The following is a 23,426-nucleotide window of genomic DNA, read 5'->3' on the forward strand; positions in this document are numbered from 1 at the left end:
CCGTTCCGGGGTTCCAGGCCGAGCGCGGCTGCCCGGCCGCCGGGGCGCTCCCGGCCGGCGCCGCCCCGTGGGGAGCGGCGCCGCCGGGCTGCGGCACGGTCACCGGCGCGCGTGGTCGCGGAACCCGCGGCCGGTCTTGCGGCCCAGGCAGCCCGCCGCCACCAGGTGCTCCAGCAGCGGCGCGGCGGCCAGGCCCGGCTCGCGGAACTCCTGGTGCAGCACCTGCTCGATGGTCAGCGAGACGTCCAGGCCGACCACGTCCAGCAGCTCGAACGGGCCCATCGGGTAGCCGCAGCCGAGCTTCATCGCGGTGTCGATGTCGTCCACCGTCGCGTAGTGCTCCTGGAGCATCCGCACCGCGTCGTTCAGGTACGGGAAGAGCAGCGCGTTGACGATGAACCCGGCCCGGTCCCCGCACTCCACCGGGTGCTTGCGCACCTTGGCGCACAGGTCCAGGACGGTCGCGGTGACGTCCGGCGCGGTCAGCACGGTGGAGACCACCTCGACCAGCTTCATCGCCGGCGCCGGGTTGAAGAAGTGCATGCCGACGACGTCCTGCGGCCGCGAGGTGGCGGTCGCGCAGCTGATCACCGGCAGCGAGGAGGTGGTGGTGGCGAGCACCGCGCCCGGCCGGACGATCTTGTCCAGGGCCGCGAACAGCTCCCGCTTGACCGCCAGGTCCTCGGCCACCGCCTCGACCACCAGGTCGACCTCGGCCAGCTCCGCGTACTGCCCGACCGGCGTCACCAGGGCGAGCGCCGCGTCCCGCTGCTCGGCGCTCATCCGGCCCTTGGTCACCGAGCGCTCCAGCGACTTCGCCAGCTGCGCCTTGGCCCGGTCCGCCTTCTCCTGGCTGCGCGCGGCCAGCAGCACGGCGTACCCGGACTTGGCGAACACCTCGGCGATGCCGGTCGCCATCGTGCCCGAGCCGCACACGCCGACCGTGCGCACCTCGCGGCCCGCCACCTTCGGCCGAGCCGGCCCGGTGGCCGCGTCGACGGCCCTGGAGGAGCCCGGTGCCTCGTAGGTGTAGAAGCCGCGGCCGGTCTTGCGGCCCAGCAGCCCGGCCGACACCAGCTGGCCGAGGATCGGGGCGGGCGCGTGCAGGCGGTCCCTGGACTGCTCGTACATCGCCTCCAGGACGGTCCGCGCGGTGTCCACGCCGATCAGGTCGAGCAGCGCCAGCGGGCCCATCGGCAGGCCGCAGCCGAGTCGCATCGCGGCGTCGATGTCCTCGCGCGAGGCGTACTTGGACTCGTACATCGCGGCGGCCTGGTTCAGGTAGGCGAACAGCAGGCCGTTGACGACGAAACCGGCCCGGTCGCCAGCCGCGACCGGCTCCTTGCCGAGGTCCCGGGCGAACCCGGCGGCGTCCTCGGCGACCTGCGGGGCGGTCAGCACCGTGCGGACCACCTCGACCAGCTTCATGGTGTGGACCGGGTTGAAGAAGTGCAGGCCCAGCACCCGGTCCGGGCGGGCGGTCGCGGCGGCGATCCGGGTCACCGAGAGCGCGGTGGTGCCGGTGGCGAGCACCGTCTCCGGCGGACAGATCCGGTCCAGCTCGGCGAAGACCTCGCGCTTGAGCTCCAGCTGTTCGGGCACCTCCTCGATCACGAGGTCGGCACCGGCGGCGGCGGGGAGTTCGTGGCCGACGGAGATCAGCGCGAGCAGGGCCGCGCGCTCCTCGGCGGTGATCCGCGCGCGCTCGACGGCGTGCGCGGTGGCCTCCTCGATCCGGGCCAGCGCCCGGGCGGCCGAGTCCTCGGTGGCCTCGATGCCGATCACCCGGCGGCCGCTCTTGGCGACCGCCACCGCGACGCCGGCACCCATCGTGCCGAGGCCGACCACGGCGACCGTGGGAAAGGGACGCTGCATGGTCCTGACTCCTAGTCATGAAGGGCCCGCGCGCGCTCCGGCGGGCGCGCCGCCGCGCCCGTGCGTGAACAGGGGGCGGCAGCCCGCCGGAGGAGGGTCCGTGCGCGGGGGCTGGAGGGATGACGGGTGAGGCCCACCCGCGCAGTGGCCGGTCCGCTCCGGCCGAACCGCGGGGTGTGCCGTGGTGCTCAGGCGCTCGGAGCTGAACGGAGCGGCGCTGACACGAGGAGGGAAACCCGGTCGGCCGCGGTTCGCGGCACCGGCCGGTGAAGGACGCACGGCACCCGTCGGTGCGGCTCCCGAAGCCCGACGGCGGTGCGTGCGGCCACTGTAGCGAAGCTACTGCCGAGTAGGAAGGGGTCGGACGGCGGCAAAACCGCCCTGCCCCGAACGGGTGAACGGGAGGATGCGCGTCCGTTCCGACCACCCGATCGAGGAGTTACGCGGGCCCGCCCCGAGGGGCAGCATGAAGGCATGACCGCTGACACCGTCGCCGTCGCCGTGGACGCCCACGCCGCCGTCGAGCTGCCCCCGCGCGCCGAGCGCGCCCGGCAGGCCGAGGCCGCCGCCGACCGGCTCCGCGCGGCCGGGGTCGAGGCGGTCGCCGTCACCTGGGTGGACAACGCCGGCATCACCCGGGTCAAGGCCGTGCCGCTCGACGGCCTCGTGCACGCCGCCCAGTGGGGCCTCGGCGCGGCCCCCTGCTTCGACGTGTTCCTCGCCGACGACGCGATCACGACCAGCCCGATCATCGGCGGCCCCACCGGGGACCTGCGCCTGTACCCCGACCTCGGCCGGGTCGTCCCGCTCGCCGCCCAGCCCGGCTGGGCCTGGGCCCCGGGGGACCGGCACACCCAGGCCGGCACGCCGCACCCCGGCTGCCAGCGGCTGTTCGCCCGCCGCATGGAGGCCACGGCAGCCGCCCGCGGGCTCGCCCTCAAGGCCGGCATCGAGGTCGAGTGGGTGGCCGCCCTCGCCGGCGCCCCGGCCGACGAGCCGCAGTACCCCACCCACGGCCCCGCGTACGGGATGCACCGCCTCACCGACCTCTCCGACTACCTGCGGGACGTCCTGCGCGCCCTCGGCGAGCAAGGACTCGAGGTCCTGCAGATCCACCCCGAGTACGCGCCGGGCCAGTTCGAGGTCTCGGTCGCCCCCGAGGGCCCGGTCGCCGCCGCCGACACCGCCGTCCTCGTCCGGCACACCGTCCGCGCCGTCTCCGCCCGGCACGGCCTGCGGGTCTCCTTCGCCCCCGTGGTCGAGGCCGGCACGGTCGGCAACGGCGCCCACCTCCACCTGAGCCTCTGGCGCGAGGACCGCAACCTCGGCCGCGGCGGCTCCGGCCCGCACGGCCTGACCGCCGAGGCCGAGGGCTTCCTGGCCGGCGTGCTCGCCGCGCTGCCCGAACTGCTCGTGCTCGGCTGCTCCAGCCCCGCCGGGTACCTGCGGCTCGTGCCCTCGCACTGGGCCGGCGCCTACCAGTGCTGGGGCCTGGAGAACCGCGAGGCCGCGCTGCGCCTGGTCACCGGCTCGGCGGGGGAGCGCTCCGCGGCGGCCAACGCCGAGGTCAAGTGCTTCGACGCCAGCGCCAACCCCTACCTCGCGGTCGGCGCGGTGCTCGCCGCCGGGCTCGCCGGGCTGGACCAACGCCTCGCCCTGCCGCCGGAGTTCAACGGCGATCCGGCCGCCGCCGCGCCCGGTACGGTGCCCCGGTTGCCGGCCCGCCCGGCCGAGGCGATCGCCGCCTACGAGCGCTCGGCGGTGCTCCGCGAGGCGCTCGGCGAGCCGCTGTACCAGGCCGTGCTCGCGGTCCGCCGGGCCGAGGCCGTGCAGTACGCCGACACCGCCCCCGAGCGCATGGTGGCCGCCACCCGCTGGCGGTACTGACCGGTGCCCCTCCTGGACGTCCCCGCGCTGGTCGATCACCACTGCCACAGCGTGGTGGCGGCCGACCTCCCGGACGACGACCTCGCCGGGCTGCTCACCGAGTCGGACCGCCCGCCCGCGCCCGGCACCACGCCCTTCGACAGCGCCCTCGGTCTCGCCGTCCGGCGCTGGTGCCCGCCCGCGCTCGGCCTGCCCGCCCACCCGTCGGCCGCCGAATACCTCGCCCGCAGGCGGGAGTTGGGCGCCACTGAGGCCACCGGCCGGCTGCTGTCCGCCGCCGGGCTCGACACCTGCCTCATCGACACCGGGCTCACCGCCGCCGCGGGCCGGTCGCTGCTCCCGCTCACCGAGTTCGCCGCGGCCGCCCGCGCCCGGGTGCGCGAGGTGATCCGGCTGGAGACGGTCGCCGAAGCGGTGTCCGCGACGGCCGGGGGCTGGCCGGAGGCCGTCCGCGACGCCCTGGCCGGGGCCGCCGCCGGGGCCGTCGCCGTCAAGTCCGTCATCGCCTACCGGCACGGCCTCGCCGTCCCGCCCGAACGGCCCGCCCGGCCCGCCGTGGTGGCTGCGGCGGGCGCCTGGCGACGCACCGGCGGCGGTCGGCTGACGGATCCGGTGCTCCTGCACCACCTGCTGTGGACGGCCGTCGACGTGTGCGCCGGGCTCGGCCTGCCGATCCAGCTCCACACCGGCTTCGGCGACCCCGACCTCACCCTGCACCTGGCCGATCCGGCCCTGCTCACCCCGTTCGTCCGCGCCGCCGAGCCGAGCGGAGTCCCGCTCGTGCTGCTGCACTGCTACCCGTACCACCGCCAGGCCGCGTACCTCGCGCAGGCCTTCCCCACGGTGTACGCCGACCTCGGGCTGACGGCCTCCTACGCCGGCCCCCGGGTGGCGGCGGTGCTCGGCGAGATGCTGGAACTGGCACCGTTCGGCAAGCTGCTCTTCTCCACCGACGCGTACGGCCTGCCCGAGCTGTACGTGGTCGGCGCCGCGCAGTTCCGGTACGGACTGGGCGAGTTGCTCGGGCAGTGGCGGGCCGCGGGCGCCTGCTCGGCGGCGGACGCGGAGCGGTTGGCCCGGATGGTCGCCGCGGACAACGCGCGCCGGTTGTACGCCCTTTAGGTGGCATGCGTCCCAACCCGCCCGAGGGTCATCACTTTTTAACACTATGACCGACTGTTTGCCCGTTGACCTGCGGACTCCTGGGCTCCACTGTTGGTCTAGATGTGACGATTAGATGACTACCTCTTGCTTTTCTCAGTAAATATTCATTAGCGTCCCGATCACTCCATCGCATCTGCTGCCGCAGTTGCTGCATGACGACTCGGGAGGGCCTACCCCTATGCGTGTTTCTCGGATCAGCCGGACCCGGTACGCGGCGGTGGGCCTCGTGCTCGCCACCGCGGGCGCGCTCGCGCTCCCGGCCGGTACCGCCATCGCCGCTCCCGCCCCCGCGGCCGGGTCGACGACCGGTCCGCTGCTGAGCTACGTGGTCAACACCAAGGCCAACCACGGCCAGGTGCAGAAGGTGGAGAAGGCGATCACCACCCTGGGCGGCACGGTGGTGTACTCCTACGAGCAGATCGGCGTCGTCGTCGCCCGCTCGAACGACACCGCGTTCGCCGACAAGCTGCGTCAGGTCAAGGGCGTCGACTCGGTCGGTGCGAGCCGCACCAAGGGCATCCTCGCCGCCGACCAGGGCAAGGCCGACGTCGCCGCCGAGCCCGCCGCGGCCCCCGCCGCCGGGCAGGAGCCGTACGAGGCCAACCAGTGGGACATGCGCCAGATCGGCGTCGACAAGGCGCACAAGATATCCCTGGGCAGCCGCAACGTCACCGTCGGCGTGCTGGACTCGGGCATCGACGCCACCCACGAGGACCTGGCCCCCAACGTGGACGCCTCGCAGTCGGTCTCCTGCGTCGACGGCAAGCCGAACACCGACTGGAAGGCCTGGCAGCCGACCACCAGCGACCACGGCACCCACGTGGCCGGCACCATCGCCGCCGCCAAGAACGGCAAGGGCGTCGTCGGCATCGCGCCGAACGTGAAGCTGGCCGCGGTCAAGGTCGTCGACGACGGCGGCTTCATCTACCCGGAGAACGCGGTCTGCGGCTTCGTGTGGGCCGGCGAGCACGGCTTCAAGGTGACCAACAACAGCTACTACGTCGACCCGTGGATGTTCAACTGCCCGAACGACAAGGACCAGGCGGCCATCACCGCCGCCGTCCGCAAGGCCGTCGCGTTCTCGCAGCGCAAGGGCGTCCTCAACGTCGCCGCGGCCGGTAACGAGAACATCGACCTGGCCCACAAGACCACCGACGTCTCCAGCCCGGACGACACCACCCCGGGCACCCGCCCGGTCACCAACGACTGCCTGTCGCTGCCGACCGAGCTGCCGGGCGTCGTCGCCGTCTCCGCCGTCGGCGTCAAGGGTGAGAAGTCGTACTACTCCAGCTACGGCAAGGGCGTCGTGACCGTCGCCGCGCCGGGTGGCGACCGCCGCTACCAGATCCCGGACACCCCGGACAAGGACGGCCGGATCCTGTCCACCATCCCGGGCAACAAGTACGGCTACATGCAGGGCACTTCGATGGCCACCCCGCACGTGACCGGCGTCGTCGCGCTGCTCGCCGGCACCTTCCCGTGGGCCAGCCCCGAGGAGCTGACCGAGCTGCTGACCAACCAGGCCGAGTCCCACGCCTGCCCGACCGGGGACTTCAACCCGGGCGGCGCCGGCCAGTGGAAGGCGACCTGCGAGGGCGACGAGAACGACAACGGCTTCTACGGTGCGGGCATCATCAACGCCGAGAAGGCGGTCCAGTGGTGGCGCTGACGCGCCGACCGCGGGTGACCACCTGAGCACCTGAGCACCTCAGCACCTGAGCACCTCAGCACCTGAGCACCGGGGAGCGGGCCCACTGGGTCCCGCTCCCCGGTCTTTTTTGAGTACCCGTACTCAGGCCCGACCCACGGTCCGCTCGCCAGGATGGATCTGTACCGAACGGAAGCATCAGGGGAGTTGAGCGGCATGGCACACACCAGCACCGGTTGGCAGGCGGTCCCGGCCCGACCGGCCGGCGGTGCGCGCAGCTGGCCGTGGCTGGTCCTCGGCATGGCCGAATTCCTCGCCGCCGGCACGATGCTGGCGCAGTTCGTGGTCGTCGGCCTGATGGCCGGCGTGATGGGGCTCGCGGCCGGCTCGTCCGTCGGCGCGGTGGCGGGCCTGATCGCGATGCTCGCCGCCGGCCCCCTCGCCGGACTGCTCGTGGCGGGCCTCGGCGCTGCCCTGATCCCGGCGCGGGTCCGCCGGCGCAACGGCGCCGCGGTCTTCCCCCTGCTCATGGCCGGCCTGCTGGCCGGCACCGCGGTCGAGTACTTCGGCTGGATCCACCCCGCGCTGCACTAGTGCTACTCCGCGTGGTGCTCCCACACCGTCTCGACCGAAGGCTTGCCGTGCAGGTCCGGCACCTCCTGGAGCCAGGCCGGGCGTCCGGCCCTCGTCCGGGCGGCGCGCCGCCGTTCGGCCTCGCGCAGCTGATCGGGCGTGGCGAAGCCCTCCGGCAGCCACGCCGAGGAGAGCACCGCGCGGGCGGCCAGGTGCGTGACGTACGCGTGCCGCACCGCGTCCACCGAGTCGAACCCCGGCTCGTCGGCCAGCCATTCGTCCGGGACGAGCGCCAGCACCTCCTCGAGCAGCCCGACGGTCACCAGGGGCCGCAGGTCCTCGTCGGCCAGCCGGACGTCCGGGGCGCAGCCGCCGAGCGCGTGCGCGCTGAGGTCGTAGCGCTTGCCGACGGCCGCCTCCGCGGTGGACCAGCGGTGGTGGAAGATCAGCGCGGCGCCGTTGTCGATGAGCCAGAGCCGTCCGTGCCAGACCACGAGGTTGGGGTTGTGCACGGTGCGGTCGACGTTGCCGGTGAGGGCGTCCAGCCAGACCACCCGGCCGGCCTCGGCGGAGCCGACGGGGACCAGGTCCGGCCGGTAGTCGCGCGCGCCGGGCAGCAGGTCCATCCCGAGGTTGAGCCCGGCGCTGGCCTTGAGCATGTCCTGGATCTCGGTGTCCGGTTCGTCCGCGGCGACCGCGGGGTCGAAGTCCACCAGCCTCAGTTCCGGCACGCGCAGGCCGAGCCGCCGGGCGAGCTCGCCGACGATCACCTCGGCGACGAGCGCCTTGCGCCCCTGCGCGGCGCCGGTGAACTTCACGACGTAGGTGCCGAGGTCGTCGGTCTCCACGACGCCGGGCACGGAGCCGCCGGCCCGCAGCGGGTCCACGTAGCGCACTGCTGTCACCAGTTCGAGCACATCCGCCACCCTACGGCCTCCGCACCCGGGCGCGAGCCCCGGAAGGCCCGGTCCGCGGCCCTGTGGTTGGCTTGCCGCTGAGATCGGAACCACCACACGAGGAGTACAGGTCATGGGACAGGTGCTGGCCACCACCGAGCGGGTCTACGACGCCGCCCCGGAGCGGGTGTACGAGGCGCTGGCCGACTACCAGGTGACCCGCCCGAAGCTGCTGCCCGCGCAGTACAGCGAGTACGAGGTCCGGGCCGGCGGCACCGGGGCCGGCACCCAGGTGCACTGGAAGCTCCAGGCCACCGAGAAGCGCGTGCGGGACTGCCTGTTCACCGTCTCGGCCCCGAAGCCGGACCAGCTGGTGGAGAAGGACGCCAACTCCAGCATGGTGATCACCTGGACCGTCGCGGCGGCGGGCGAGGGCCGCTCGAAGGTGACGGTCTCGGCCACCTGGCAGGGCGCCGGCGGCATCGGCGGCTTCTTCGAGCGCACCTTCGCCCCGAAGGGCCTGAACCGCATCCACGACGAGGTGCTCGCGAACTTGGCGGCCGAGGTCCGCTGAACCGCCCCAGGGGGCCCGGGAAATCGCCCGGGATTTCGAGGGGTCCGTCCACCCGTACGAGCCGCGGGCCGTACGGGTGGACGGCCCGCCACCTGCGGGTGACGGGGACCGCCCGGCGCGGCGGTGCCACCCTAGGCTCGCCGCCGTGCATATGACGATCCTTCACATTTCGCAGCCGGTGGACGGCGGGGTGGCCCGCGTCGTCGTCGACCTGGTCCGGGGCCAGCGGGAGGCCGGCCACCGGGTGCTGGTGGCCTGTCCGCGCGGCGGCCGGCTGGCCGAGGAGGCCGCCGCCGTGGGCGCGCTGGTCCAGGACTGGCCCGCCGAGCGCTCGCCCGGGCCGGGGACGGTCAAGGAGGCCTGGCGGCTGCGCCGGATCGTCCGGGCCGCCGCGCCCGACGTGGTCCACCTGCACAGCGCCAAGGCCGGGCTGGCCGGCCGGCTGGCCGTGCGCGGCGCGGTGCCGACCGTCTTCCAGCCGCACGCCTGGTCCTTCGCCGCCGTGGACGGCGCGCTGGCCGCCGCCACCCTGCGCTGGGAGCGCTTCGCGACCCGCTGGGCGGACCGCCTGCTGTGCGTCAGCGTCCAGGAGCGGGCGGACGGCGTCGCCGCGGGCCTGCACGCCGACTGGGCGGTGGTGCCCAACGGGGTGGACGTCCGCCACTACGCGCCCGCCGACCGCCGGGCCGCCCGGATCGCCCTCGGCCTGGACCTGGACGCCCCGCTGGCCGTCTGCGTGGGGCGGCTGTGCCGGCAGAAGGGGCAGGACGTGCTGCTGGCGGCCTGGCCCGAGGTGCTCCGGCGGGTGCCGCGGGCCCGGCTGGCGCTGGTCGGCGGCGGGCCGGACGGGCAGGCGCTCGCGGAGGCGGTGCGGGCGTCGGCGGAGCCGTCCCGGGTGCGGATGGCGGGGGACGTGCCGGATCCGCGACCGTGGCTCGCGGCGGCCGATCTCGTGGTGCTGCCCTCCCGCTGGGAGGGGATGGCGCTGGCCCCGCTGGAGGCGATGGCGGCGGGCCGTCCGGTGCTGCTGACCGACGTGCCGGGGGCCCGCGAGTGCCTGCCGCCCGCCGCGCACGGGCAGGCCGTCGTCCCGCCGGAGGACACGGCGGAGCTGGCCACCCGAATGGCCGAAGCCCTGTCCGATCCGATCGAGTGCGAGCGCCGCGGCGCCGGGCTGCGCGACCACGTGGTCGCCCGTCATGACGTCCGCACGGTGGTCGAACAGGTGGACGCCCTGTACCGCCATCTACTGGGTGCCGGTCCGGCGTCCGGACGCCGCCGCACCCGTGTCCCAGAACGGATCTGATCGTTTCACATGCCGTGAATGCCCGCCGCTCAGGCGTTGCCGTATTCGCACCCTCAGCCGGATAAGGCGAGGCGTCAAATCGGAAATACCTATTAATGGGCGGCTGGAATGAAATGGCAAGTCATCTTCCGGCCCGTAAGTCCCGGTTCGGTATTGTCTGATTTCGCCTGCTTCGTTTCGATTTTGCGCCGGGAATTCGCGAGGGAACCGAGAGTCGCCGGCGGCAGCAGGTGCTGTCAGGACCGCGCCCACCGGGCCCGGGCGGCCGCCCCGCGCCAACCGGCGCCGGGGCGCCGTCACCCCGGGCACACAGCAGGGGAGTTCGTGCGCTGATGACCATTGACCACGACAGTGTGCCGCGATCCGGTCGGCCCCTGTCCGGCCCTCGGCGGCCCGGCACCGGGCTGCTCGACCGGCCGGCCGGGGCGGTGCAGGCCCACGCCGTGGCGCCGGGGCGCCGGCACCGCAGGGCGGTCCGCTCCCGGCTCGCCCTGCCGCTCGCGCTGGTCCAGGTCGACGCGATCGCGCTGTGCGCCGCCGCGGGCATCGCCAACCGGTTCCTCGACTCCGCGGAGCGAGTCGCCCCGCTGCTCGGCGTCGCCGCGGTCCTGCCCCTCCTGCTCGTGCTCAACCTGGCCGGCGGCCTCTACCGCACCCGGCTCACCCTGTCCGTCCTGGACGAACTGCCCGCCCTGGCCGTGCGCGCCGTGGTCGCCACCGCCTTCGCCGTCACCCTCACCGGCTGCCTGGAGGGCCGGTGGCCCGACTGCGGTCCGGCCACCCCGGCCCGGCTCACCGCGCTGCTCGCCACCCAGCTGCTGATCGCCGTCGTCGGTCGCGCCGTCCTCTACCACCTCGTCCGCCGGATCCGCCGCAGCCGCCCCAGCCCCGTCCTGGTGCTCGGCGCCGGCCGGCTCGGCCGCCGGGTCGCCGCCGCCCTCAGCACGCGCGGCGAGTACGGGATGCGCCCGGTCGGCTTCCTCGACGCCGACCCGCCGCGGTTGGCCGGCGACACCGACCTGCCCGTCCTCGGCGGCCGCGAGGTCCTGGAGCGCGAGGTCCGCCGCCACCGCGTGCAGCACGTCGTCGCCACCGCCGGCGCCGCCGACGAGGCCGAGACCGCCGCCACCCTGCGCGACGCCGCCCGGCTCGGCTGCCAGGTCTGGCTGGTGCCCGCCCTGCGCGAGTACGGCTCGCTGCCCACCGCGCCGCTGGCCGCCGGCGACCACCTGTGGGGCTTCCCCTGCCTCCAGGTCGGGCGCCCCGCGATGCGCCGCCCCGGCTGGGCCGCCAAGCGCGCCCTGGACGTCGCCGCCGCCGGCCTCGGCCTGCTGCTGCTCGCCCCGGTCCTCGCGCTGTGCGCGCTCGCCGTCCGCTTCGACACCGGCCCCGGCGTGCTCTTCCGCCAGCAGCGCACCGGGCTGGACGGCCGGGTCTTCACGGTCCTCAAGTTCCGCACCCTGCGCCCCAGCAACGAGCACGAGTCGGCCACCCGCTGGAACATCTCCCAGGACCACCGGATGGGCGCCGTCGGCCGACTGCTGCGCAAGAGCTCGCTGGACGAGCTGCCGCAGCTGTGGAACGTCCTGCGCGGCGACATGAGCCTCGTCGGCCCGCGCCCCGAGCGTCCCTACTTCGTCATGCGGTTCAGCCAGGCCTACCCGGAGTACGCGGACCGCCACCGCGTCCCGGTCGGCCTCACCGGCCTCGCCCAGGTCAACGGTCTGCGCGGGGACACCTCGATCGAGGACCGGGCCCGCTTCGACAACCGCTACATCGAGAGCTGGAGCCTCTGGCAGGACATCAAGATCCTGTGCCGCACCGCGGCCCTGATGCTCCACCCGGACGGGAGCTGACCCTTCGTGGCCCTCACCCTCTCCACCGTCCTCGGGGCCGCGCCCCGGCCGGCCTTACGCAGGGCACTGCCCGCGCTCGCCGACCGGCCGAGCCTGCTCGCCGCGGCGACCGTGCTCCTGGTGTGCGTGCCCACCGGCGAGAAGGACGTCACCGCCGCCGTCCACATCACCGCCGCCGACCTCGCCTCGCTCGCGCTGGTCGCCCTCACCGCCTACAACCTGCTGCGCGGGCGGCTGCCCGCCGTCGGCCGCACCACCTGTGCGCAGTTCGCCGCGGTCGTGTTCGCCGCCGCGGTCGCCACCGTCGGCTCGATCGACCCGGCCAGCAGCGTCACCGGCTTCGTCCGGCTCGTCCAGGTCTTCGTCCTCGTCCCGGCCGCGGTGCTCTGCTCGCTGCGCGACCGCACCGACCAGCGGCTCGTCCTCGGCTCCTTCGTGGCCGCCGCGCTCGTCGAGGGCGCCGTCGGCGCGAACCAGTACCTGACCCGCACCGGCGCCTCGTACACCGGCCAGCCGATCCGCGCCGTCGGCACGTTCGGCGCGCTCGACATCATGGCGATGTCCACCGTCGTCAGCTACGGCCTGCTGGCCGCCCTGGCCCTCGCCCTCGGCGAGCGCGCCCCCGGGGCCCGGCCTCGAACTCCCGCCCGCGTGGCGACGCCAGGCCCCGGCGGCAGCGTCCGGCTGCGGCGCGCGATGTACGCCTGCGCCGCGTTCCTCGCCTTCCCCCTCGCCGTCTCCTTCAGCCGCGGCAGCTGGATCGCCGTCGCCGTCGCCGTCACCGTCCTGCTCCTGCGCACCGACGCCCGGCTGCTCGTGCGGGGCGTCGTGCTCGGCGCGGCGGCCGCCGTCGTCCTCGTCGGCGGACTCGGCCTCGGTGCCTCCGGGGTCACCGAGCGGCTCAGCTCGATCGGCTCCGTCGAGGCCGCCCCCGACCAGTCCGTCTCCGACCGTTACGACCTGTGGTCGACCGCCACCCGGATCTGGCAGGACCACCCCGTCCACGGCGCCGGCCCCAAGGCCTTCCAGCAGTTGCGCGACAGCCACGCCCCGCTGCGCCTGTCCTCGGGCAGCGACGCCGCCGACCCCACCATCGGCTTCCAGCGCGAGCCGCTGCTCTCCCCGCACAACATGTACTTCCTGGTGCTCAGCGAACAGGGACTGATCGGCATCGTCGCCTACGCCGCGCTCTTCCTCGGCCTCCTGCTCGGCTGCCTGCGCCGCACCCGCGGCCCCGGCCTCGCCGCCCTGGCTCTGCTGACCTGGGTGCTCGTCGACTTCCTCTACGCCGACATCGGCGGCACCACCACCGTGCTGACCTCCGTCGTCCTCGGCCTCGCCGCCCGCGCCGCGACCCCGGAGGCCTGACATGACGACGGACCGGCCCGCGCTCGCCCCGACGCTGCCCGCGCCGCGCCACGCCCCGCCCGCCGGGGAGGCGCCCGGCGGCCCCGACCCGGCCCCCCGGCGCGGCTTCCTCGTCAAGGCCTTCGGCATCACCGCCCTCCTCAGCGCCGCCGGCTCCGGCCTCGGGCTCCTGCGCGACCTCCTGCTGGCCCGCTACTTCGGCGCCAACCAGGGCACCGACGCCTTCCTGGTCTCCTGGACGGTGCCGGAGACGGCCGCGCCGCTGCTGATCGAGGACGCCATGTCCTTCCTCATGGTGCCCGCGTTCGCCCTCGCCCTGGTGCTGCGCGAAGAGCGTCCGGACCGCCCGGACCCGGTCCGCCAGCTCGTCCGCGCCACCCTGCCGTGGCTGCTGCTCGCGCTCGGCGCCCTCGCCCTCGGCACCGCGATCGGCGCGCCCCGGCTCGTCGAACTGCTCGCGCCCGGCCTCGGCGACCCCGCCCTCGCCGTCTCCTGCACCCGGATCACCGCGATCACCGTGCTGCCCTTCGGCGTGGCCGGCTACCTCGCCGCCGCGCTGCGCGCCCACCACCGCTTCACCGCGCCGGCCGGCATCTACGTCGCCTACAACGTCGGCATCCTGGCCGTGATGCTGAGCTGTCAGGCCTTCCTCGGCGTCCGCTCGGCCGCCGTCGGCGTCGCGATCGGCAGCGTCCTGATGGCCGCCCTGCTCGTCGGCCCGTTCGCCCGCCGGCTGCGGACGGGCCGTGCCGCCCGTTCCCGCCGCTCGCGCCCCGCGCTGGTCCTGATGCCGTTCGCCCTGCTGCCGGTCGCCGCCTTCACCCTGACCCGGCAGTCCCAGGTGTTCGTCGAGCGCTACCTCGGCTCCGCGCTGCCGCCCGGCACCATCTCGCACCTCAACTACGCCGCCAAGGTCTCCCAACTCGCCATGACGGCGGGCATCCTGATCTGTACCGTCACCTTCCCGCTGGTCGCCCGCGCGCTCGCGGCGGGCGACCTCACCACCGCCCGCGACCGGGTCGAGAAGGACCTCGGGCAGGCCGCCGCCGTCGTCCTGCTCGGCACCGCGTTCCTGATGGCCTGCGCGCCCTCGGTGGTCTCGCTGCTCTTCCAGCGCGGTGCCTTCGGCCCGCGGGACACCGCCGCCACCGCCGCCGTCATCCGGGTCTACAGCTTCGGCCTGCCCGCCCAGGCACTGATCGGCGTGATGATCCGCCCGTACTTCTCGCTGCGCCCCGTCGTGCGCCGGGCCGACGAGCCGGGCACCGACGACGGCGGGCGGCGCCTGCTCGACTGGTACCCGGTCGCCGCGATGCTGCTCGGCCTCGCCGTCACCGTGGCCGTCGGCCTGCTCGCCACGCCGCACTTCGGCGCCCTCGGCCTCGCCGCCGGGAACGCGTCCGGCATCACCACCACCGCGGCCCTGCTGCTGCGCGGCCTCGTCCTGCGGGGCATCCCGCTGCGGCTGCGCCTGGTGCTGGGCGGCCACGGCCGGCTGCTGGCCGCCGCCGCCGGCGCCACCGCGCTCGGCACCTGCGCGGCCGGCCTCACCGCCGACCCCCTGCTCTCGACCGTGTCCGGGGGCCTGGCCGTGGCGCTGGCCTTCGCCGCCCTCGGCACCGGCCTCGGCGCCAGGGAGGTCCGCGGGCCGGTCCTCGCCGCCGTCCGGGTCCTGAACCCGCCAACCGTCGCCGATGAAGGGAAGCTTCCCCATGGACACTGAACGGGGAACCGTCCGTTCGGCCGCCCAGGCGGGCGTCACCGACGCCCCACCGCACCGGGCCCGCCTGCCCCGCAGCCGCCGCCCGGTCGGAGAACCGCCCGGCCCCGGCTCCACCTCGCCGTGGATCCTGATGTACCACTCCGTGGCGGTCGAGGAGGAGGACCCCTACCAGCTCACCGTCAGCCCCCAGCGCTTCGCCGAACAGATCGCCTGGCTGCACCGGCGCGGCCGACGCGGCGTCTCGGTCCGCGAGCTGATGCGGGCCCGGGCCGCCGGGCGGGACGAACGGCTCGTGGGACTCACCTTCGACGACGGCTACGCCGACTTCGCGCGGCACGCCGTGCCGATCCTGCAGGCGTACGGCTTCACCGCCACCGCCTACGTCGTCGCCGACCTGCTGGGCCAGGCCAACGACTGGGACGCGAAGGGCCCGCGCAAGAAGCTCCTCACCGTCCAGGAGGTCACCGAACTCGCCGCCGCCGGCTGGGAGATCGGCTCGCACGGCCTGGGTCACCAGTCGCTGCCCGGCCTGCCCGCCGACGTCCTCACGACCCAGACCAGGGAGAGCCGCCGGCTCCTGGAGGAGGTCGTCGGCGGTCCGGTCACCGGCTTCTGCTACCCGTACGGCGACGTCGACCTGCCCGCCGCCCTGGCCGTCCGCGACGCCGGCTACGACTACGCCGTCGCGATCGCCCACTCCCCGCTCACCGGCCGCTTCGCGCTGCCCCGCTGCTACGTCGGCGACCGCGACGGCGCCTGGCGGCTGCGCGCCAAGCGCGGCCGGCACCGTCTGCGCGACACCGTCACCGAGCTGCGCCGCGCCCGGGTGGCCCGCCGGAGGGCGGCGCGGTGAGGGTCCTGCACATCGTCACCGGCCTCGCCTCCGGTGGTGCCGAGCGCCAACTCCAGCTGCTGCTGAGGCACTTGCCGCCGCACCAGCAGTGCGAGGTGCTCGCCCTCACCAACCCCGGCACGGTCGCGACGGCCCTGCGCGCCGAGGGCTTCACCGTTCACCACCTGGACATGCGCGGCAACCGTGACCTCGGGGCGCTGCCCCGGCTGGTCCGGCTGGTGCGCAGCGGCCGCTACGACCTCGTGCACACCCACCTCTACCGCGCGCAGCTGTACGGCCGGCTGGCGGCGCGCCTGGCCGGGGTCCGCGCGGTGGTGTCCACCGAGCACTCGCTGCACGCCGGGGTGATCGAGGGCCGCCCGGTCACCCCGGGCGTCAAGGGCCTCTACCTGGCGGCCGAGCGGCTCGGGACCACCACGGTCGCGGTCTCCCGCCAGGTCGCCCAGACGCTGCACGCGTGGGGCGTCCCGCCGGCCCGGGTGGAGCTGATCCCGAACGGCATCGACGTCGCCCGCTTCCGCCGGCCGGACGGCGAACGGGCCGCTGCCCGGCGCCGGCTGCGCGCCGAACTCGGCCTGCCGGACGGGAGTTGGGTGGTCGGCGGGATCGGCCGCCTGGTGCCGGGCAAGCGCTTCGGCGTCCTGCTGGAGGCGCTCGCCGCACTCGACCCGGACGCCCGGCTGGTGCTGATCGGCGAAGGCCCGGAGCGCGCCGCCCTGGAGCGCCGGGCCGCCGAACTCGGCGTCCGGGAACGGCTGGTGCTCACCGGCGAGCGCGACGACGTGCCGGAGCTGCTGACCGCGCTGGACGTGCTGGCCGCCCCCTCGACCGAGGAGACCTTCGGCCTCGGCGTCCTGGAGGGGCTCGCGGCGGGCCTGCCGGTGCGGCACAGCGCCTGCCCCGCGCTCGACGAACTGCCGCCCGGCGCGGCCCCGCAGGCCCGCCGCATCCCGTCCGAGCCCGCCGCGTACGCGACCGCGCTGCGCGAGCTGCGGCACCTGAACGACCACACCGCCGACCCGCTGCCGCACCCCCCGGCGGTCGGCCACTACGACATCGTCCGCGTCGCCGCCGACCTGGGCGCCCTCTACGACCGCCTGGCGCGCGCTTGACCGCCCCCCGTTCTCACCGAAGGGCCGCCCGCGCGGCTCTGATATCCAAGGAGTCACACCCATGACCACACCGCGCCGAAGCGCCCGCCGCCTGGTCCGCCGCTGGTGGCCGGTGGCGCTCGCGGTGCCGCTGGGCGCCGCGGCCGGCGCCGGGTACGCCGTCGTCTCGCACCCCTCGTACTCGGCCAGCGCCTATGTGCTCGTGGTGCCGCAGAACACGGGGGAGGCCGCCACCGCGACCAACTTCGCCCAGGCGTACGGGCGGCTGGCCGGCCAGCCGCAGGTGCTCGCGGCGGCTGCCGCCGACACCGGGCACACCCTCACCGAGCTGGGGAACCTGGTGCACGGGACCACCTCCCCGGACGCCCCGATGATCGAGATCACCGGGACCGGCACCCAGGCCCGGGAGGCCGCCCGCACCGCCGACGCGGTGGCCCGCTCGCTGGTCTCCTTCGCCAACACCAGCAGCCGGGACACCAACGTCCGGCTGGTCACGCTGGCGCCGGCCGCCGCTCCGGACAAGCCGACGACGCCGTCCGGCAGCCTGGACGTCGCGGTCGGCGGTTCGGCCGGGCTGCTGCTGGGCGCGCTCGTGATGATGACCCGCCGCCGCGGCGACGCCGCGGCACCCGCCGTCCCCGAGGCTCCGGCGGACCCCGCTCCGGGCACCCCGCGCCCGCGGACGGAGGAGGCCCCCGCCCGGACGGCCGCCGGGCCCGGCGACAGGAACGCCGGGAAGCCGGCCGAGAAGCCTGCCGTGGCCGAGAAGGCGGCCGGCAAGCCCACCGGCGGTGCCGGAGCCGAAGGGGAGCTCCCTGCCAAGCAGAAGGCCGCGACCGGGAGCGCGCGATGAGGTCCGCGGCCCGGGCCGCCGGTCTGCCCGCCCAGGCCGCCCCGCCGTCCGGTGCCGGACCCGACCCGGAGCCGGGCCCGGTCTGGACCGCCGAGCTGAGCCGTGAGGATGACACCCTCGACACCCTCGCGGAGGAGTGGGACGACCTGGCCGCCCGCTGCCGGACCGCCACCTTCTTCCAGGCCGCCGACTGGCAGCGCTCGTGGTGGCGGCACTACGGCACCCCGGGCGGCCTGCTGGTGGTGACCGTCCGCCGGGACGGCCTGCTGGTCGGCGCGGGCGCCTTCCGGCGGCGCGGCGGTCCGCTCGGCGGGCTGACCGCCCTCGGCGGGGGGCTGGTCGACTTCACCGACGTCCTGTTCGACGACGACTGCGCCGACCGGGCCGCCGCCGAGTTCGCCGCCGCGCTCCCGCTCACCCGGCCGTGGCACACGCTGGAGCTGCGCGAGGTCCACCCCGAGGCGGCCGTGCAGAAGGTGTTCGAGCACTGGCGCGGCCGGCGCCGCCGGTTCGCCGACTCGCTCTGCCAGTACCTGCCGGCCGTCTCGATGGAACAGCTGCTCAAGCGGGTGCCCGGAAAGACCGCGCAGCGCAGCCGGGTGAAGCTGCGCAAGATCGCCGAGGCGGGGGTGGAGGTCCGCTCGACGCCGGTGGCGGAGGTGCCGGCGGCGCTGGAGGAGCTGCTGCGGCTGCACTTCCTGCAGTGGCAGGAGCGCGGCGTGACGCGGGAGCACCGCACCGAGCGCTTCGCCCGGCACGTGGCCGAGTCCACGACCGGGATGGTCGCCTCCGGCCGGGCGGTCGTGCACCAGTTCCGCCTCGACGGCGAGCTGATGGCGGTGAACCTGTTGCTGCTCTGCCCGTCCTTCGGCGGCCTGTACCTGTACGGCGCCCACCCTCAGCTGCGCGAGCGGCTGGACATCGCCGGGCTGCTGTTCGCCGCGGCGCTGGACGAGACGGTCGGCGCCGGGATCCCGGTGCTGAGCCTGCTGCGCGGCCAGGAGCCGTACAAGCAGCGCTGGCGGCCGGACCGACTGCCCAACCAGCGGCTGCTGTTCGGCCCGAAGGGGCCGGCCCCGGCGGTGACCGCCAGGGCCGGTGCGATCCGGGTCCGACAGGCGGCGGCGCACGTCCTGCGGACCCGCTTCCCGCGCCTCAAGGAGGCGTTGCTGGCCCGCCGCCGCTGCTGAGCCCCCCAAGGCCGCGTCCTACTGCTCCTGCCGTCGGGCCGGGTGTCCGCTCGGCGAGGGCGACGGGGAGCCGGACGGGGAAGCGGAGGGGGAGGCGGAGGGGGAGCCGTGGGGCGACGCTCCGACCGACGGGCTCTGGCTGGCCGGGGTGCCCGGCGGGGTCGGGACCGGGGGCGCCGTCGGGACGACCGCCGGCGCTCCCTTCGAGCCCGCCATCAGCTGCTTGAACCGCGCGCTGGAGCGCGGGTTGCGGTCGCATCCGAAGAAGCCGTGCGGGCAGTAGTCCGTGACGGTCTGGTAGGCGGTGTCGTGGGTGCGCATCCACTCGACCATGCGCTGCACGAAGTCCGGGTTGTCGCCGTTGCGGAACAGGCCCCACTCCGGGTACGAGACCTGCTTGCCGCGCCTGGCGGCGAACTCCACCTGGTCCTGGAGCCCGTACGGCTCGCGCACGTAGTCGTCGAAGGTGGCCCCGGCGGGCTGGTCGTAGCTGTCCATGCCGATGATGTCGACGACGTCGTCGCCGGGGTAGCACTTGGTCCACGGGATCGCGTCCAGCCCGCGGTTGGGCGCGAAGTCGAAGCGGAAGTGCTGCCCGGGCACCGAGCGCATGACCGTGACGATCCGCCGCCAGTACGCCTTCCACGCGGCCGGGTCGGGCTTGCAGCGGTGGGTGTAGGTGACGCCGTTCATCTCCCACCCGGGGGTCAGCACGGTGTCGGCGCCGCCGAGGGCGACCAGCCGGTGGGCGAGTTTGAGGAAGTGCCGGTCGAAGTCGCCGCGCGCGCCCTGGCCGAGCAGCTTGGCCACCTGGGCGTCCGGCACGTTCCCCTCGTTGGGCACCAGCATCGGCACGCCGAGCACGAGCACCCGGGACGGGTCGGCGAGCCGCCACTGCGACCACATGCCGAGCACCACCGGCTCGCCCTCGACGTCCGCCCAGCTGTCGCCCGCCAGGTAGGTGTGGCCGACCTGGAGGTTGGCGTCGCCGAGCCACTGCGCGTACCGCCCGATCTGCGGGATGTAGGTGTCCCACGAGCCGACGAACGCGCCGAAGGGCGGTTCGTGCCGGGGCCGCTGCACGGCCGGGCGGGGTGCGGCGCCGCGGGGCTCGAAGGCGTCGGACGAGAGGGCGTGCCGGTCGCCCTGGCTGAGCGGCGTCCCGGCCGGGACGCTGGCGGTGGCCATCAGCAGCAGGGCGGCGGCGGCCAGCGTCAGGCGGCCGATGCGCATGGTCTCTCCCGGGCGTCACGGGTGGGGCGGGGTGGGGGAGCGCGGACGGACCGTGGCGCTCCGCTCGCCGACAGTAGGCCCGTCGGGCGTCGGAAAAGCCGAATGTCACCCTAAAGTGGGCGATATTCGAACGCCGTCTGCCGCAACGGCGCCCCGGGCGCCCGTCGTGTATCGGGTCTGTAACAGTCCGGACCGGCCCCGGAGCCCGCCCCCGGCGAGCCGTGCGGCGCGGCTCCGGACCCGGTCGGCACCGACGGCGCAGGTCGGCGGCGGGGTGCGCGCGGCCGCCTCGCGCGCTCCGGCGCGGGGTCCGCACCGCGGGACCACGACGATTCCCGGCTGACTCGTGTGCCCGCCGAAAGGTACCCTCCGCAACGTGTCCTGGAAGCCGCTGCGTGTACTGACCCCCCGCTCGATCCTGCCCGCCGTCGCCGTGATGCTGGTCCTCGCGGCCGGAGCGGCGGCGCACGCCAACAAGCCGGTGCCGTTCGGCGACCGGGTGGCGGGGCCGGGCGACGCGGAGGCCACGCCGGTGAACTCCCAGTCGCTGAGCGCGGCCGACCTGGAGCTGAAGGTCGTCGGCCCCGGCCTGGAGGCGGTCCACCGCGACACCGGCGAACAGGCCTGGTCCTACCGCCGCGAGGGCGCCAACGCGCTGTACCTGGCGATGGCCGGCGACAACGCCATCGTCGTCTGGGACGACGGCCTGATCACCTCGGTGCGCCCGGGCGACCACGAGGTGCGCTGGCACCGCGCCGTGCCCGGCCTGGCCGACTGGCTGCGCGGCGACGGCGAGCCGGGCGCCGACAAGCGGACCGACGAGCAGCGCAAGCAACTCGCCCAGGAGCGGGCCGCGGCGGCGCTGCACACCGTCCAGAAGGCGTCCCCGTGGGTGGCGATCGTCACCCCGAACCTGACCATGGGCCTGCGCGACGCCGACGGCGACCTGCGCTACAACGGCAAGCCGCCGGGCACCTGCCTCTACGACCCGATGCGTACGGTCGACACCGACTACGCGGTGCTCGTCCCGCGCAGCTGCCTCGGGAACAGCGGGCAGCCCGTCTCCGGCGGCATCACCGGCTACCGGCTGGACAGCACCGGGTGGGAGCTCAGCGCCGGCCCGGCCGCGCAGGTCAAGGTGCTGGACCGGACCCGGGTGCTGATCACGGACGGCCCGATCGTCCCGGCCAAGGTGTTCGACACCAAGGCCGCGGCGCCCGTCGTCCCGTGCGAGAGCTCGGCCGCGCCGTTCGCCGCCGTCCGCTCGCCGATCGCCTGCGCCGAGCCGTCGGCCGCGCCGACGGACGTGCCGCCCGCCCAGGCACCCGACCCGGCGGCCGGCCGGCCGGCGCCGGCTGCCACCGACCCGGCGACGCCCGCGGTCGGCGACCAGTCGACCGCCACCGGCCAGCCGACCGCCGCCGCCACCGACCAGGCCTCCGCGACGCCGCAGCAGTAGCGTCCGGGCCGTCCCGCACGGGCCGCCGGTACCCCAGGGCGGTAATCCCCCCGGGGGGTTGCCGCGCGGCCCGGTAGACTTGCCGTCATGGCTGTTCTCTCCGGGCAATAGCGCGCGAGCGGCGGCGCCCCGTGCGCCGTGCCGACCGCCGACGAGCCCCCTTCCCGCCGCCCGGCCCTGTGCACCGCCCAGGCTGCCCGCCCACGTCCCAGGAGTAGTACCCGGCCATGATTTCCGCGAACGCCCTTGAGCTGCGCGCCGGCGCCCGCATTCTGATCGAGTCCGCGAGCTTCAAGGTCGCCGCCGGCGACCGGATCGGTCTGGTCGGGCGCAACGGCGCCGGCAAGACCACGCTCACCAAGGTGCTGGCCGGCGAGGGCCTGCCCGCCGCCGGTACGGTGACCCGCTCCGGCGAGGTCGGCTACCTCCCGCAGGACCCGCGCACCGGCGACCTCGACGTCCTCGCCAAGGACCGCATCCTCTCCGCCCGCGGCCTCGACACCGTGCTCAAGAAGATGCGCGAGAACGAGGACCGGATGGCCAACGGCAAGGGCGCCACCCGGGACACCGCGATGAAGAAGTACGCCCGGCTGGAGACCGAGTTCCTCACCAAGGGCGGGTACGCCGCCGAGGCCGAGGCCGCGACGATCGCCGCCGCGCTTGGCCTGCCGGACCGCATCCTCGGCCAGCCGCTGCACACCCTCTCCGGTGGTCAGCGCCGCCGCGTCGAGCTCGCCCGGATCCTCTTCTCCGACTCCGACGTGCTGCTCCTCGACGAGCCCACCAACCACCTGGACGCGGACTCCATCGTCTGGCTGCGGGACTTCCTGAAGACGTACAAGGGCGGCTTCATCGTCATCTCGCACGACGTCGACCTGGTCGAGACGGTCGTCAACAAGGTCTTCTACCTGGACGCCAACCGCTCCTGCATCGACGTCTACAACATGGGCTGGAAGCAGTACCAGCAGCAGCGCGAGGACGACGAGAAGCGCCGCAAGCGCGAGCGCGCCAACGCCGAGAAGAAGGCCGCGACGCTGAACGCGCAGGCCGACAAGATGCGCGCCAAGGCCACCAAGACGGTGGCCGCGCAGAACATGGCCCGCCGCGCCGACAAGCTGCTCGCCGGTCTGGAGCAGGTCCGGGCGAGCGACAAGGTCGCCAAGCTGCGCTTCCCCGAGCCGGCCCCGTGCGGCAAGACCCCGCTGACCGCCAGCGGCCTGTCCAAGTCCTACGGCTCGCTGGAGATCTTCACCGACGTCGACCTGGCGATCGACCGGGGCTCGCGCGTCGTCGTGCTGGGCTTCAACGGCGCCGGCAAGACCACCCTGCTGCGGATGCTCGCCGGGGTGGAGGCGCCGGACACCGGCGAGGTCATCCCGGGCCACGGCCTGAAGATCGGCTACTACGCCCAGGAGCACGAGACGCTCGACCCGGACCGCAGCGTCCTGGAGAACATGCGCTCGTCGGCGCCGGACACCGACCTGGTGCAGATCCGCAAGATCCTCGGCTCGTTCCTCTTCTCCGGCGACGACGTGGACAAGCCGGCCGGGGTGCTCTCCGGCGGTGAGAAGACCCGTCTGGCACTGGCCACCCTGGTGGTCTCCTCCGCCAACGTGCTGTTGCTGGACGAGCCCACCAACAACCTCGACCCGGCCAGCCGCGAGGAGATCCTGGGCGCGCTGCGCGAGTTCTCCGGGGCGGTCGTGCTGGTCACCCACGACGAGGGCGCGGTCGAGGCGCTCGACCCGGAGCGGATCATCCTGCTGCCGGACGGCGTGGAGGACCTCTGGAACCCGTCCTACGCCGATCTGGTCTCGCTGGCCTGACCGGAAGTAGACGCCTCCTCCCCTTTTCGG

18 protein-coding genes are annotated in these 23,426 nt (G+C 74.8%); 15 read left to right on the forward strand and 3 right to left on the reverse strand.

What is annotated here, in order from left to right:
* Positions 1 to 99: 99 nt before the first annotated feature.
* Entirely contained in the window at positions 100 to 1,875 is a 1,776-nt protein-coding gene (locus tag PUR71_RS10330; protein WP_329926317.1) for a 3-hydroxyacyl-CoA dehydrogenase family protein, read from the reverse strand.
* Positions 1,876 to 2,349: 474 nt separating this feature from the next.
* Between PUR71_RS10330 and PUR71_RS10335 the strand changes: the two genes are divergently transcribed.
* The 4 genes from PUR71_RS10335 (at position 2,350) to PUR71_RS10350 (ending at position 7,168) form a co-directional block, all read left to right on the forward strand.
* The gene (locus PUR71_RS10335; protein WP_329926319.1) at positions 2,350 to 3,762 is read left to right on the forward strand and encodes a glutamine synthetase family protein; all 1,413 of its coding nucleotides are present in this window, start codon (positions 2,350 to 2,352) and stop codon (positions 3,760 to 3,762) included.
* Positions 3,763 to 3,765: 3 nt separating this feature from the next.
* Positions 3,766 to 4,884, forward strand: a complete 1,119-nt coding sequence (locus PUR71_RS10340) for an amidohydrolase family protein (RefSeq protein WP_329926321.1) — start codon at positions 3,766 to 3,768, stop codon at positions 4,882 to 4,884.
* Between the two features lie 220 nt (positions 4,885 to 5,104).
* The gene (locus tag PUR71_RS10345; protein WP_329926323.1) at positions 5,105 to 6,595 is read left to right on the forward strand and encodes a S8 family peptidase; all 1,491 of its coding nucleotides are present in this window, start codon (positions 5,105 to 5,107) and stop codon (positions 6,593 to 6,595) included.
* Positions 6,596 to 6,790: 195 nt separating this feature from the next.
* Positions 6,791 to 7,168, forward strand: a complete 378-nt coding sequence (locus tag PUR71_RS10350; protein WP_329926325.1) for a hypothetical protein — start codon at positions 6,791 to 6,793, stop codon at positions 7,166 to 7,168.
* Between the two features lie 2 nt (positions 7,169 to 7,170).
* Here the strand turns inward: PUR71_RS10350 and PUR71_RS10355 are convergent, their stop codons facing one another.
* Positions 7,171 to 8,064 carry a HipA family kinase gene (locus tag PUR71_RS10355; protein WP_329926418.1) on the reverse strand — a complete coding sequence of 298 codons (894 nt, stop codon included), beginning with the start codon at positions 8,062 to 8,064 and terminating at the stop codon, positions 7,171 to 7,173.
* 112 nt (positions 8,065 to 8,176) lie between these two features.
* Between PUR71_RS10355 and PUR71_RS10360 the strand changes: the two genes are divergently transcribed.
* From PUR71_RS10360 to PUR71_RS10400, 9 genes are all read left to right on the forward strand, one after another.
* Positions 8,177 to 8,617, forward strand: coding sequence for an SRPBCC family protein (locus tag PUR71_RS10360; protein ID WP_329926326.1), 441 nt, complete (start codon positions 8,177 to 8,179; stop codon positions 8,615 to 8,617).
* 151 nt (positions 8,618 to 8,768) lie between these two features.
* Positions 8,769 to 9,923: a glycosyltransferase gene (locus PUR71_RS10365; protein ID WP_329926328.1), complete on the forward strand. Its 1,155-nt coding sequence runs from the start codon at positions 8,769 to 8,771 to the stop codon at positions 9,921 to 9,923.
* A gap of 332 nt (positions 9,924 to 10,255) precedes the next feature.
* On the forward strand, positions 10,256 to 11,779 hold the full coding sequence (locus PUR71_RS10370) for an exopolysaccharide biosynthesis polyprenyl glycosylphosphotransferase (RefSeq protein ID WP_329926330.1): 1,524 nt from the start codon (positions 10,256 to 10,258) through the stop codon (positions 11,777 to 11,779).
* A gap of 6 nt (positions 11,780 to 11,785) precedes the next feature.
* Positions 11,786 to 13,147, forward strand: a complete 1,362-nt coding sequence (locus tag PUR71_RS10375; protein WP_329926331.1) for an O-antigen ligase family protein — start codon at positions 11,786 to 11,788, stop codon at positions 13,145 to 13,147.
* Between the two features lies 1 nt (position 13,148).
* Positions 13,149 to 14,870: a lipid II flippase MurJ gene (locus PUR71_RS10380; protein WP_329926333.1), complete on the forward strand. Its 1,722-nt coding sequence runs from the start codon at positions 13,149 to 13,151 to the stop codon at positions 14,868 to 14,870.
* The gene (locus PUR71_RS10385) at positions 14,860 to 15,723 is read left to right on the forward strand and encodes a polysaccharide deacetylase family protein (RefSeq protein ID WP_329926335.1); all 864 of its coding nucleotides are present in this window, start codon (positions 14,860 to 14,862) and stop codon (positions 15,721 to 15,723) included. Before PUR71_RS10380 ends, PUR71_RS10385 begins: the two co-directional genes overlap by 11 nt.
* Positions 15,720 to 16,835, forward strand: a complete 1,116-nt coding sequence (locus PUR71_RS10390) for a glycosyltransferase (RefSeq protein WP_329926337.1) — start codon at positions 15,720 to 15,722, stop codon at positions 16,833 to 16,835. The genes PUR71_RS10385 and PUR71_RS10390 overlap by 4 nt, the downstream gene beginning before the upstream one ends.
* Positions 16,836 to 16,896: 61 nt before the next feature.
* Positions 16,897 to 17,688, forward strand: coding sequence for a Wzz/FepE/Etk N-terminal domain-containing protein (locus tag PUR71_RS10395; RefSeq protein WP_329926339.1), 792 nt, complete (start codon positions 16,897 to 16,899; stop codon positions 17,686 to 17,688).
* Positions 17,685 to 18,878: a GNAT family N-acetyltransferase gene (locus PUR71_RS10400; RefSeq protein ID WP_329926340.1), complete on the forward strand. Its 1,194-nt coding sequence runs from the start codon at positions 17,685 to 17,687 to the stop codon at positions 18,876 to 18,878. The genes PUR71_RS10395 and PUR71_RS10400 overlap by 4 nt, the downstream gene beginning before the upstream one ends.
* 18 nt (positions 18,879 to 18,896) lie before the next feature.
* Here the strand turns inward: PUR71_RS10400 and PUR71_RS10405 are convergent, their stop codons facing one another.
* Complete coding sequence (locus PUR71_RS10405; RefSeq protein ID WP_329926341.1) at positions 18,897 to 20,111, reverse strand: glycoside hydrolase family 26 protein; 1,215 nt, start codon at positions 20,109 to 20,111, stop codon at positions 18,897 to 18,899.
* Positions 20,112 to 20,487: 376 nt separating this feature from the next.
* Here PUR71_RS10405 and PUR71_RS10410 point away from each other — a divergent pair, with 376 nt between their 5' ends.
* Positions 20,488 to 21,570, forward strand: a complete 1,083-nt coding sequence (locus PUR71_RS10410) for a hypothetical protein (RefSeq protein WP_329926342.1) — start codon at positions 20,488 to 20,490, stop codon at positions 21,568 to 21,570.
* A 227-nt stretch (positions 21,571 to 21,797) separates the two neighbouring features.
* Complete coding sequence (locus PUR71_RS10415; RefSeq protein ID WP_329926343.1) at positions 21,798 to 23,396, forward strand: ABC-F family ATP-binding cassette domain-containing protein; 1,599 nt, start codon at positions 21,798 to 21,800, stop codon at positions 23,394 to 23,396.
* Positions 23,397 to 23,426 lie beyond the last annotated feature (30 nt).

The sequence above is a fragment of the Streptomyces sp. SP17BM10 genome (assembly GCF_036322405.1).
Lineage (GTDB): Bacteria > Actinomycetota > Actinomycetes > Streptomycetales > Streptomycetaceae > Kitasatospora.